A 13,312-nucleotide genomic window follows, 5' to 3' on the forward strand; every position below is an offset into this window, starting at 1 on the left:
TAATTTGTAATCTGGTTAATTTCTTTATTTTTTTACAATAATTTGCTTTTTTAAATAATAATTTAATAGAATTGCTCGCCACAGGTTATCAATGCCTTGTGCAAGCCATAAGCCAATTATTGCCAATTCTAGATGTATGCCAAGTATATAAGTCAGTAAAACACGTACAAGCCACATACCGATAGTTGTTGCAATAAAAGGTGTCTTGGTATCTCCAAGCGCCTGTAAAGCCGCAGTTTGATTTATTGTTAGGGCTACGACTGGAGAAGCGATTAGCATGATGATGACTGCTTTTATAATATTATTATAAATTGCTGGTTCAGTGCTAAATAAAGTTACAATTGGTTGACAAAAAATTAATAAAAGTAAATTAGCTGTAATCATTGAGTAAATAGCATAGCGATTACTTGAATTGATGATTTGCTTAATTTTGCTAATACTACCAGCGCCTTTCGCTTGTCCAATTAAGGTCGCTGTTGCCGTTGCTAGACCAAATAAAGGCATATATGTAAAGCTGGATATTGTTTCTAAAATTGTATTTGCAGCAAAAATTATATTTCCCATTTGAATGACTAAGAAATTTACAAAGACATCCCCACCGCGCATCATTAAACGTTCACCCATTGCAGGTAAGGTTAGATAATAAACTGATTTTAAATCAGAAAATTTTGTTTTAATATTAAATTTAAAAGCTAGCTCGGTTTTTTTGAGCGCATGGAAAAGTAAGATACAACCAATTATTCTAGCAATTGTTGTTCCTATACCTGAACCAGCAATCCCCATTTTTAAAATGAATATAAAATAGATATCTAGACAAATATTAAAAAGATTAACATAGATGCTGACTAGCATCGGTGTTCTTGTATCACCTGTACTTCTTAGAATAGCACCTAAAACAGTTAGTACGCTCCAAAAAACAGATAAGCCACCTACCCAGAATAAAAATATACTTGCGGAGCTTAGAACTTGATTGCTTGCACCAATTAAAGTCAGAATGGAGCGATTAAATATAATTGTAATAAGTCCGATAATTATACCGATGATAATCGCAAGATTAATAATTAATTTTACGATTTCTTGAGCCTGTCTTATTTTTTTGGCGCCAATATACCTTGAAATTAAGCTACTAGCAGCAATACCAACTGCTAAAAAAATAGCCTGGTAAACAGCCATCAAGCTATTTACCAAACCCACCGCAGTTACAGCCGTTAAACTAATCTTGGCGATAATTAAGCCATCCACAAAACCGACTGCAGTTTGTAGAAGGTTTTCAATGGTCGTAGGAATTGCTAACTGCAATAATTCTTTTCTTATTTTTTTCACCATTTAAATTCCTTTTAATGAAATGATATGTAATGCATTTGTTACTCTAGGGGTTGACTCGGTTCATGGTTCTTTTTCTTTTTTGAAAAAAGTCGAGCTAGGAAGCCTTTTGCCTGCTCTTCTTTTAGTTCAAGCGATAAAACTTCTGAATCCTGCATTGCCCGAGCTGTTAGCTGTTGCTGCTGATCAATTTGTTTATCCTTCTCAGAAATTTGCAAATCTTTAACGGATATTTGACGATCTTTTTCATTTAATTGCTGATCTTTTTTCTCAATTTGTAAGTCCTTAGCCTGCAATTGAGCATAAAGACGATTAATTTCTGCTTCTTTACTTTCAATTACAAGCTTAAGTGGATTTATTTGCTCATCGTCAATCTTTTTATTGCTGTCACTTTTTGTTAAATTGATTTTTGCGTCTAATTTATAGATTTCAGCTAATTTTTCAATGCCTTCTAAGGTTACTACATTTTTACCAAGTTCATTTTTAGAGAAATATTGTTCTTCTAATTTTTTAACTCGATTGTTCATTGCTTGGCGTGTCACCCCAAAAATATCTGCTAACTCTGTAATTGTTTGTGGTGTATTGATTTCGATCATGATGCCTCCCAAAAAAGTTTATGTAATTTATTGTAAACAAAAAAAAACAGATTGTAAATGATAAGTAAAAATAACTACTAAGGTAATTTATGGTGCAACACCATATAAAGTACTAGCTTTGATGGCATTAAAGACTCTATTTTTGGCTAGCTTGACTGCTTCGTTTAAATCAATATTAATTGCTAGGCTTGATGCGATATCCGCAGCTAACATACAGCCTGAACCATTAGCATTTTTGGGAATTTTTTCAAGCTGGAGCACATTAAAATTCTGACCATCATAGAATAGGTCAAGAGCATTTGTTGTTTTTAAGCGATTGCCACCTTTAAGTAAAACATTTGGTACACCTAGATTAACTATTTTTTTACAAAAGTTTTCCATATCCTTGACATTATTGATGCTTCCTTGACAAATAATTTCTGCTTCTTTAAGATTTGGTGTAATAATGCTTGCTCTTGGTAGTAAATACTGGACTATTGCTTGACTCATAATTGAAACTTCCTGATCTAAAGCTTCTTTAAAAACCAGAACAGGATCTAAAATGATTGGCGTAGTAGGAAAATAATTTAAAAATTTTGCAACAGCTTGAATCATTTCAATATTAGGTAGCAATCCAATTTTGATTGCAGCGAATGGAATCGATTTTAAGGTTTCTAGCTCTTCTTTGAATATTTCAATATCGATTGGATGAATTTGATATTCTGATTGCTTCATGGTTACAATCGAAGTAATAGCAACAAACCCAAACAGCTTATTTTTCTTAAAGGTTGCTAAATCAGTTTGAAGACCGCCACCTGATAAGGTATCACTTCCAGCAATTGTTAATATATATTTCATGATAAATATTTCACCTCTTTTAGATACAAGCCCTCAGGATGAGCAGTTGGACCAGCTAAATTACGATTTTTAGTGATTAAAATTTGATTGATTTGTTCTTTTGGCATTCTTTGATTTCCTATTTTAATCAATGTACCTACCATATTTCTAACTTGCTTGTAAAGAAAGCCGTTGCCTTCAAATAAAAAATGTATTTGATTTGAGTGTTCATAGATCTCAGCCCGATAAATTGTTCTTACTTTGTCTTCAACAGAGCCACCAGTTGCTGTAAAACCTGTAAAATCATGTGTCCCGATGAGATATTGAATTGCTTCTTGCATTAATTTTATATCTAATGAATATGGAAAGTAGCTTGAATAATGACGTTTAAAGGGATTACGGGGTTTTCCAATATCTAATTTAAATAAATAGGTTTTTTGGTGAGGATTGTAACGTGCATGCCAATCGTTAGGAACTTTTTCAACTGAAATGACAGCAATGTCTTCATCAGTTTGTGTATCAAATGCATATCTTAATTTTTCGCAATCGCGATTAGTCCTTAAATCAAAATGAATAACCTGTCCTAAAGCGTGAACAAATGCATCTGTCCTACCAGAGCCTTGGACATTTACTTGGAAACCACTATTAAGCTTTGTTAATGTTTTTTCTAAGCATTCTTGCACGCTTCGGACATTATTTTGCTTTTGAAAACCGTGAAATAGTGAGCCATCATAGGCAATTATTGCTTTGTACCTTGTTTGTGTCATTTTTTAAGTCACCCTTAAATTTATTTTCATTTATTATACCATTAATCATTTAACAAATATTTAGTAAATATCTATTTGGATGTTTCACGTGAAACATTGGGCTAATAAAAAAATTAATAAACGATAATAGCTCTTGTTAATTTTTTAATAATTAGGTAAAATCAATTATGGAAGCGGTTGCTTTTTTGTGATAAACGTTTGACATAAATAGGAGGGTAATATGGGAATTAAAAATAAAGTAATGCTGATTACTTATGCTGACAGCTTGGGGGAAAATTTAAAGGACCTCGAAACCGTGCTTGTGGAAGAATTAAAGGGAGCCATTGGTGGTGTTCATCTTTTACCATTTTTTCCATCTACTGGTGATCGTGGATTTGCACCTACAGATTATCGAATTGTTGATTCTAAATTTGGTACATGGGATGATATCGAATCACTAGGTGAAAAGTACTATTTGATGTTTGATTTCATGGTAAATCATATTTCTAAGCAGAGTCCTGAGTTTAAGGATTTTAAGCTTAATCATAATCAATCTGAATATGCTCATTTATTTATTAGATACGATGATTATTGGCCAGTTGGCAGACCTACAAAAGCAGATATTGATTTAATTTATAAACGCAAGGATAAAGCACCATTTCAAGAAGTTCATTTTGCGGATGGTTCAAAGGAAGAGGTTTGGAATACCTTTGGTGAGGAACAAATTGATTTGAATGTTAGTGCTGAGATTACCAAGCAATTTATCAAAAACACCTTAGAGCAGTTGATTAATCATGGCTGTGATATTGTTCGATTAGATGCATTTGCATATGCAGTCAAAAAATTAGATACAAATTGTTTCTTTGTGGAACCAGAAATTTGGGATTTATTAAATGAAATTCGAGAAATAACGATTGCTAAGGGTGCTGAAATTCTACCAGAAATTCATGAGCACTTTAGTATCCAGCATAAAATTGCGGACCATGATTTTTATATTTATGATTTTGCTCTACCAATGGTGACTCTTTATACATTGTATTCTGGCAAGACAAATCGTTTATCAGATTGGCTAAAAAAATCGCCAATGAAACAGTTTACAACTTTGGATACACATGATGGTATTGGGGTAGTTGATGCTAAGGATATTTTAAGCGATGAGGAAACTTTGTATACTTCTGAAGAGCTTTACAAAGTTGGTGCGAATGTAAAGAAAATATTTTCATCAGAGGCCTATAATAATTTAGATATTTATCAGATAAATTCAACTTATTATTCTGCATTAGGTGATAATGATGACGCTTATCTTGCTGCAAGAGCCATCCAAATTTTTGCGCCAGGAATTCCACAAATTTACTATGTTGGCTTACTTGCTGGAAAAAATGATTTGGAATTACTTGAAGCTACTAAGGAAGGGCGAAATATTAATCGACATTATTATCAAATGGATGAGATAAAAGTGGAATTAGAACGACCAGTTGTAAGAAAACTTCTAGATTTGCTTACATTTAGAAACGAATCTTCTGCTTTCGATTTACATGGGACAATTGAAATAAGTACACCAAGTGAGCATGAAATTTTAATTCTTCGGTCAAATAAACAAAAAAATCAAAATGCATCACTATTATTGAATGCCCAAAGCTATGCATTTACAATTAAGTCAAATGGAAAAGAATTGAAAATTTAATTTATCCAAAAAATAGTTTTCGCAAGATTAGTCAATCTTGTGTTGACTATTTTTTTACATAATTTTTACAGAATACTTTAGGAGGGCATTCATTTTCAATTAGAAAAGCTTTCTAATTAGTTTAAATTAGTGTAAAATAGTATGATATTTTAAAAGTAAATTGAAAAGAATAATAAAAAGCAATATACGGCTTTTTGGGCTTATGAAGGGGTAGCAATGTCAACTGAAAGATATGAAGAAGAGAATCATTTAAATTTTGTTTATCAAAAGTTGAAAAAAAAGGAAAGAGAAGTTGTTAAAGCATTAGCAGAGCATTCTGATTCTGGAAAACGTTACATGAATGAAATTACAGATGGCGTTTCGTTAGATATGACTGATTACAGTAATACTTTAGAAACCATGGCACAAGTTGAAATGAAAAATAGGGAGATTGACCAATTAAATTTAAAATATGATCAATTAATTCGCTTAGAAGGCATTATTCAGCGTTTGCTTAAGACGGCCTATTTTGCCAGAATTGATGTTCAATTTGATGGTGAGGAGACAATTGAGAAATTTTATATTGGTAGTGATTCCTTCAAAGATGATGATGAAGATAATTTAGTTATTGACTGGCGAGCACCGATTGCTGAGCTATATTACAATCAGGATATGGGTGAAACCTCGTTTATCGCAAATCAAAGAGAAATTTCAGTTGATTTGCAGCTGCGTCGTCAATTTCAAATTGAATCGGACCGATTGATTGCCTATTTTGATAGTGCTGTTGCCATTCAAGATGAATTGTTATTAGAGGTGCTGTCTCAAAATAAGAGTGAATATATGCAGGATATTACTGCAACAATTCAGAAAGAACAAAATCAAATTATTAGAGATGTAACAAGTCGAGTACTGTTAGTTAATGGTATTGCTGGTAGCGGTAAAACGTCTGCTGTTTTACAGAGAATTGCCTATCTATTATATCAATATCGGAATGAAGTTCGTAGTGAAGATATGTTACTGTTGGCGCCAAATCCCATTTTTTTAAAATATATTTCTCAAGTGCTGCCTGGTCTGGGAGAAAAGAATCCTCTTAATATGACGATGTACGGATTAATTCGTCAAAAATTATCTAGAGACTTTACTATGGCACCAGAGCAAAGGCAATTAGAAGTTGACAATATGTTGACAGAAACTAATAAAATTTTGAATTCAAAGGCCTTTTTTGATTTTATGACTCAGCAATCTCAAAATTTTGAAATTGATGTTGATTTTTTATTTGATATTAAAAGAAATGAAAAGATATTATTTACCAAAGCAGATATTTTAAATGTCTATTGTGAAACGCCACAGCAAGCAAATTTTTCTGAAAAAACACAGATAGTTGCTGAGAAATTATCAAATCTACTTCTCATGCGTCTAAGAGGTCAAGCAAAATCAGATAAAATGTATAATCGTATTCTTTCAATGAGTGAGGTTGAGCAAGAAAAATATTTTGGTCGATTAATTGAAAATAGCACTCGTCAAGAAGTAGAAAAATTAGCTTTTCAATATTTAACAAAACGTTATCGCAAGGTCAGAACTCGTATCAAACAGTGTAAATGGTTGAATATAGAGGCACTGTTTAAAAAACTTTATCAGCAATATACAAACACGAATATTGACGTTAATTTTACAGAACTTGACATTGAGGTTGCAACAGTATTTGTAGTAATTGAACATTTATTTATGAAACCTTTAGTGCAAAATAATATTAAATTTGTTTTGGTGGATGAGGCTCAAGATTATTCTGAAATGCAAGTTGCTCTGCTAATTTCTCTTTTTAATCGCGCCAAATTTACTTTGCTTGGCGATGAGAACCAAGCAATCTTTGCAAGAAGTATTGATTTTGAACAATTAAGTTCTCTTTTTCAAAAATTCGATTTACCAGTAGTTAGAAAGGATTTGTTAATTAGTTATCGCTCAAATGGTCCGATTACAGAGATTTTTAATCACCTAGCAAAGACTAAAAACATTGAGGTTGAGGCTGTTCAGGTTGATGGTGAGCCAGTTGTTTTTAGGCAATTTAATGATGGCGATGATTACTTATTATACTTGACTGATATTTTACGAAAAATTGACAAAAATTCAAGTACTGTTGTTATAACTAAGTCAGTTAGTCAGGCACGCAAGCTTGAAAAAGTTTGTCAAGGAAAAATAATGTTTACACCACTAGATGAAATTAAAAAGCATGTACCAACCTCAGGGATCAGCTTCTTGCCGATTGGCTTAGCGAAAGGCTTGGAGTTTGATAATGTCATTATTCATAACGCCAATCAGATAAATTATCAAAATAATCGGGATCGTTTATTGCTTTATACGGCCGCTTCTCGTGCGATGAAACGTTTATTTATTATATCAATTGGTCAACAGAGCGCCTTATTTTAATTGTAATAATCAATTTACAATTCATTGACGAACTTAGTTAGACTTTTAACTTATTTTATCGTATAATTACATTTGCTGTTTAGCCAGCCTCTTATCACTTCACTTCTTTGGATAAGAGAATAAACTACATTAAGGTAGTAAAGGAGATTTAAATGAATAATCAAAATTTGCAGCAGCTATTAAAAATGGCTATTGTAACTGCACTATATGTTGTAATTACAATTGTTTTAGCACCAATTAGTTATGGAATGATACAAATTAGACTATCCGAGTCTTTTAATCATTTAGTTTTATATAATAAAAAATATCTTTATGCTATTACGCTTGGTGTGTGTTTGGCTAACTTTTATCAGTATGGATTAATTGATGTATTAGTTGGTGGTAGTGCGACCTTTATATTTTTATCAATTGCTTTGATTGTAACAAAGAATGTTAAGGATATGTGGCGAAAGCAGCTAATTACTTCTTTTTTAATGGCTATGTCAATGTTTACAATTGCGCTTGAATTAAAAATAATGGGGATGGAAACACACGGCTTTTGGCTGGTCTTTTTAGCTATGGCTTTAGGTGAATTCATTGCGATGATTGTTGGTTCATTTATTATTCGAGCTGTAGCAAGAGTGATAGATTTTAAGGAATAATTTTTCAAATTTTATTAGACACTGAAAATTTAAAATGATAAGATATCAGTTGGAGTAACATTGTTTATTTCCAGCTGTATATATTTAGCGGAGATGGCGGAATTGGCAGACGCGCAAGACTAAGGATCTTGTGACCTACTTTGGTCGTGAGGGTTCAAGTCCCTTTCTCCGCATGGCTTGAGACGACTTTTTAAGTCGTCTTTTTTGTTTGGAGTAATTAAAAGTTATTAATTATTTTTTTATAAATACAATCTAATTTATCTGCTAAATCTTTTTGAATATTTGAATAGAGAGGTGAATAAATATCAATTATTGCTTTTATTGAAGTATAATCCAAGTGTATTTTGATTACATGATTGTCTTCTTTTGGTTAGTTAGTAAATTAGCAAAATGCTTTAAAAGTTCATTATTGATGGCGATAATTGGTAGGAAACTGCTATGGTTATATCGTCTTTAGTTCTTTAATTTATTGTAATAGCCGTTTATCATTTACAAATAACTGTATGCGTTATCATTTGAAACTTTAATTCTTAAAAACTATAATGAATATATGTATAAAGTTTAACGATTGCCTGTACCCTTATTAAGTTGAAAAGACGTTTGTTATGCGATCGAAATAGAATTATGTGAGATAGTCAGAAAATTTAAAGAGTCATTAACTAGGAGAAAAAATGAAAATAACAATGAAAGATGTCGCCAAAAAAGCAGGAGTGGGAGTTGGAACTGTTTCCCGTGTTGTTAATGGTGTAAAAGTTAAGGCTAGCACTTATGAAAAAGTTCATGCAGCAATTGAATCTTTAAACTATGAACCTGATGAATATGCAAGAGGCCTAAAGACAAATCGCAGTAATACAATTGCTTTAATTATACCAACAATTTGGCATCCCTTTTTCTCAAAGTTTGCCTATTATGTTGAAGAGGCACTGAGCGAGAAAAAGTATAAATTATATCTATGCAACGCTGATGGTAGACCAGAAAAAGAGGCAGAATATATACAGATGAATAAACAGAATAAAGTCGATGGTATTATTGCGATTACTTATTCTGATATCGATCAATTTATTTCTTCAAACTTACCTTTAGTTAGCATTGACCGACATTTTTCAGACGAAGTTGCTTATGTCGTTGCTGATAATTATCGAGGAGGACAGATTGCTGCAAATAAATTAATTGAGTTTGGCTGTCATAATTTAGCATATATCGGTGGCACTTCACCCTATCCAAATGAAACAAATGACCGAAAGGCAGCATTTTATGAAGTTTGTAAAAAGAATCATTTTCCAGTTAAAATATTAGATATGCCGGAGCCAATTAGTGATTTACATGAGCAATTAAATCATTTTTTATCAATTAATTCGGAAATTGATGGCATTTTTACGATTAATGATTTTATGGCCTTAAATGTGATTAAGGTGATGAAGCAATTTGGAAAAACAGCACCTAAGGATTATCAAATTATTGGTTTTGATGGGGTTAAGATGGCTTGCGAAACTGATTATGTTGTTTCAACTATTGTTCAGCCGCTTAAAGAAATGGCAGAGGCGTCAGTTGAAATCTTACTGAAAAAAATATTTAATGAACCTACTGAGCAAAGAGTGGTATTCCCAGTTCATTTTCATTCTGGTGGGACAACTATTTTATGATTTTAATAATTTTTTTAAAAAAAGGGATTGACAGCTTTTTTTTGAAATGATATATTTATCCTATCAAAGAAAACGCTTTCAATACCGATTTAATTTTTTTTGCTTAGTTTTGGAAACGTTTCAATAAAGTAGGGGGAAATAAATGTTCAAAAAAATGTTAAAGCTTTCATCAGTTATGGTACTAAGTGTTGCTCTATTGGCTGGCTGCGGAAATGGGAGTAAAAAAACGGATTCTGCAGACGATAAAGATCCAGGAAGCGTAAAGGTTTGGGTACAATTTTCTGATGAAACGGCAGAAGGAAAAGCTTGGCAAGAAGTTGTTGATAATTTTAATAAAGAGTTTAAAGGTAAATACAAGGTTTCAACAGAGTATATTCCAAGGAGTGGCAGTGGGGGCGGCTATGAAGATAAGGTTAATGCTGCTGTTACAACCAATACATTACCAGATATAATTACTTTAGACGGGCCAAATGTTGCTGCCTATGCTGATTCTGGAGTGATTGCACCATTAGATGAATATTTGGAAGATGCTGATATGGATGATGTTTTAGATAGTATTAAGCAACAGGGTACCTATGATGGTAAATTTTATGCATTCGGCTATTCAGAATCAAGTGTTGGTGTTTACTATAATAAGAAAATGTTTGCTGACGCTGGTATTTCAGAATCTGAATTACCAACTTTAGACCAGCCGTGGACTTGGACTGAATTTCAAGCCGTTTGTAAAAAAGTGACGGATAAGTATAAAACACCAGCGATTGATATTTGTTTAAATTCCAAGGATGAAATGTTAACTTATGCTTATACACCATTTGTTTGGTCTAATGGTGGAGATGTCGTAAATGCTGATGGCACCAAAGCAGAAGGCTACTTCAATGAAGCTAAAAGTGTTGAAGCTTTACAATTTATTCAGGACTTAGTTAAGAAAGGGTATACCACTAATTCACCAATTGAAAAAGGGTTCCAAAGTGGTGAATATTCAATGTATTTAAGTGGTTCATGGACAATTGCTGAGATGGCCGAAAGCTATCCAGATGTAGAATATGGCATTTTACCTTATCCAGTTTCAGATACAACTAAAGAATTAGTTTCACCATCTGGTTCATGGGCACTAGGGATGACTCAAAAGACTAAGAAAACAGAAGCAGCTTCTGAATTTATTAAATATGCTACAAATACTGAATCAAGCAAAATTTTAAGCTTAGGAAATAGTGTTTTGCCAATCCGTAATTCAACTATTGAATTAATCAAAGATGAAGTATCAGCTGAAATGCGTTTCTTAATGGAGCAAAATCAAAAATCGGCACATGCTCGGCCAGTGGTTGTGGCCTATCCACAAGTAACTCGTGCTTTCCAGCAAGCAGCACAGGATGTTAGCTATTATGAAGAAAACAAGGATGTTCAAAAAGTAGCGGATACTCGAGCAGCAGAAATGCAAAAAGCAATTGATGAATCATTAAAATAATAGTTATTTTACAATCAGAGGCGGAGTTAAATAATGCTCAGGCCTCTGAATTTATCTAAAGCAATTTAGCCCATGATTGCTAAGCAGTCATTAGAGTTTTTTAGTCAATCTAGCTTATCACCCGCTACGCTTAGGAAAAAAATAGATTTCATTTTTGCAAAGACCACAAAATTGAAATTTCCTATTCTCTTATGGCGCTGAATGCGGTTGAACGGTTTTTAGTAAGTAAAAGGAGGAGCAGATGAACACAAAACCAACATTAAAAGAAAATATGGTCGGATATAGTTTTTTAGCACCAGCACTTATTTTATTAATTACCTTTTTAATTGTTCCCGTTGGAAAAGTAATTTATTATGCATTTACTGATTATTATTTATTAACCCCCGAGGCGACTAATTTTATTGGTTTTGAAAATTTCAAGAAATTGTTTAATGACCCGTTGTTCATAAAAAGTATTTGGAATACTGCTAAATTTGTCGTTTGGATTATTCCAGTTCAGCTTGGGGCAGCACTTGGGATGGCTTTAATTATTAATAAGCAGCGGAAAGGTAATCTATTTTTTAAAGTAGCTTTCTTCGCACCTGTAGTTATGAGTTTAGTTGTTATTTCAATTTTATGGCTCTATTTGTTAAATCCAAATCAAGGCTTGATTAATGCCTTGCTTGGTAAAGTTGGTATAGCTGCTCAACCCTTCTTAACCAGTCCAAAGCAAGCGATGTACACGATTGTCTTTGTCTCAGCTTGGCAGGGTGCTGGATATCAAATGTTGTTATTATTAGCAGGGATGCAAAATATTCCACAAGATGTCTATGAAGCAGCTGAAATTGACGGTTTTTCAAAATTTCAACAATTTTTATATATTACTATGCCTTTATTAAAACCGACTGCAATTTTCGTTTTATTAACGACCTTGATTTCAGCATTTAAGCTCTTAATTCAGCCAATGGTTATGACACAAGGCGGACCGATGGATTCGACAATGACGATGGTTTATTATATTTACCAAAAAGGTTTTACCGACAGAATGGTGGGTTACTCAAGCTCAATTGCGCTAATTTTCACAACTTTAATTGGCTTAATTACAGTTGCGCAGCGCAAGTTAGTTAAGGAGGACTAGAAAATGAAACAAAAATTTGGACCATTAATGGTATTTGAATATATTTTGTTATTTCTATTAGCCGCATTATTTATTTTTCCAATGCTTTGGATGGTTGTTTCGGCTATGAAGCCTGCCAGCGATGTTTATGGTAATTTAACTTCAATTAAAGCCTTTTTACCTAGTGCACATCCAGCTCAATGGTTTGATACTTTTAAGGAGGTATTCGGACGCTTTACGATTGTGACTTATCTAGGCAATAGTATTTTTTATGGGCTAACCTTTGCTTTTGGTTCAGTGATTATTAATTCTTTAGCAGGTTTTGCCTTTGCTAAAATCAATTTTTCAGGAAAAAAAATTATTTTTGGCATCCTACTTGCTTTGCTAATTATTCCGATGGAAACAGTCTTGATTCCACAGTTTACAATTGTCAATTCATTAGGCTTAGTTAATACACGTTTAGCAGTTGTTTTACCAGCGATGGCAAGTGTTTTCAATATTTATCTATTTCGAAATTTCTTTATTGCGGTACCAGAAGAATTGATTGAGTCCGCTAAACTAGACGGGGCAAGTATATTAAAAATATTTATTAAGATCATGTTGCCAATGTCAAAACCAGCAATTGCCACAGTCGGTGTCTTATCATTTATTGGTAGCTGGAATGACTATATCTGGCCGTTGATGGTTTTAACTGATCGCAGTAAGTTTTCTATGCAGGTTGCAATTACGACGATTAATACAACTCAGCCTGTCTATATTAATCAGGTAATGGCAGTCTTAACAATTTCAACAATTCCATTAATCATTGTTTATATTGCTGCTCAAAAGTATATTTTACAAGGCTTAGGCGGATCTGGAACTGGGATTAAGTAATGTTTAATAATTAATAGAAAGGTTCA

At 32.9% G+C, this 13,312-nt stretch carries 11 protein-coding genes and 1 tRNA gene; 8 read left to right on the top strand and 4 right to left on the bottom strand.

All coding sequences use genetic code 11. The features are described from left to right. Nucleotides 1-24: 24 nt before the first annotated feature. The 4 genes from HOY35_RS09620 to truA all read right to left on the bottom strand — a co-directional run bounded on the left by HOY35_RS09620 (nt 25) and on the right by truA (nt 3,502). Nucleotides 25-1,326, bottom strand: coding sequence for an MATE family efflux transporter (locus tag HOY35_RS09620; RefSeq protein ID WP_172213109.1), 1,302 nt, complete (start codon nt 1,324-1,326; stop codon nt 25-27). Between the two features lie 38 nt (nt 1,327-1,364). Continuing rightward, nucleotides 1,365-1,910, bottom strand: coding sequence for a helix-turn-helix domain-containing protein (locus HOY35_RS09625; RefSeq protein ID WP_172213334.1), 546 nt, complete (start codon nt 1,908-1,910; stop codon nt 1,365-1,367). 96 nt (nt 1,911-2,006) lie between these two features. Beyond that, a complete protein-coding gene (locus HOY35_RS09630) occupies nt 2,007-2,756 on the bottom strand; it encodes a bifunctional hydroxymethylpyrimidine kinase/phosphomethylpyrimidine kinase (protein ID WP_172213110.1) in 750 nt (249 codons plus the stop codon). Next, complete coding sequence (truA, locus tag HOY35_RS09635) at nt 2,753-3,502, bottom strand: tRNA pseudouridine(38-40) synthase TruA (RefSeq protein WP_172213112.1); 750 nt, start codon at nt 3,500-3,502, stop codon at nt 2,753-2,755. Before truA ends, HOY35_RS09630 begins: the two co-directional genes overlap by 4 nt. 220 nt (nt 3,503-3,722) lie before the next feature. Between truA and gtfA the strand changes: the two genes are divergently transcribed. The 8 genes from gtfA to HOY35_RS09675 all read left to right on the top strand — a co-directional run bounded on the left by gtfA (nt 3,723) and on the right by HOY35_RS09675 (nt 13,286). Next, the gene (gene gtfA / locus HOY35_RS09640) at nt 3,723-5,165 is read left to right on the top strand and encodes a sucrose phosphorylase (RefSeq protein WP_172213114.1); all 1,443 of its coding nucleotides are present in this window, start codon (nt 3,723-3,725) and stop codon (nt 5,163-5,165) included. Nucleotides 5,166-5,381: 216 nt separating this feature from the next. Next, on the top strand, nt 5,382-7,568 hold the full coding sequence (locus HOY35_RS09645) for a UvrD-helicase domain-containing protein (protein ID WP_172213116.1): 2,187 nt from the start codon (nt 5,382-5,384) through the stop codon (nt 7,566-7,568). 152 nt (nt 7,569-7,720) lie between these two features. After that, a complete protein-coding gene (locus tag HOY35_RS09650) occupies nt 7,721-8,209 on the top strand; it encodes a QueT transporter family protein (RefSeq protein WP_172213118.1) in 489 nt (162 codons plus the stop codon). 87 nt (nt 8,210-8,296) lie between these two features. Beyond that, a tRNA-Leu gene (locus HOY35_RS09655) sits at nt 8,297-8,382 on the top strand. Between the two features lie 498 nt (nt 8,383-8,880). Continuing rightward, nucleotides 8,881-9,852, top strand: a complete 972-nt coding sequence (locus HOY35_RS09660; protein ID WP_172213120.1) for a LacI family DNA-binding transcriptional regulator — start codon at nt 8,881-8,883, stop codon at nt 9,850-9,852. Nucleotides 9,853-9,994: 142 nt separating this feature from the next. After that, entirely contained in the window at nt 9,995-11,317 is a 1,323-nt protein-coding gene (locus HOY35_RS09665; protein WP_172213122.1) for a sugar ABC transporter substrate-binding protein, read from the top strand. A 241-nt stretch (nt 11,318-11,558) separates the two neighbouring features. Beyond that, nucleotides 11,559-12,434: a carbohydrate ABC transporter permease gene (locus tag HOY35_RS09670; protein WP_172213124.1), complete on the top strand. Its 876-nt coding sequence runs from the start codon at nt 11,559-11,561 to the stop codon at nt 12,432-12,434. A gap of 3 nt (nt 12,435-12,437) precedes the next feature. Beyond that, complete coding sequence (locus HOY35_RS09675) at nt 12,438-13,286, top strand: carbohydrate ABC transporter permease (RefSeq protein ID WP_172213126.1); 849 nt, start codon at nt 12,438-12,440, stop codon at nt 13,284-13,286. Nucleotides 13,287-13,312: the final 26 nt, after the last annotated feature.

Origin of the sequence: Enterococcus sp. MMGLQ5-1 (assembly GCF_013155265.1) — a bacterium.
In the GTDB taxonomy this organism is placed as follows: Bacteria; Bacillota; Bacilli; order Lactobacillales; family Streptococcaceae; genus MMGLQ5-1.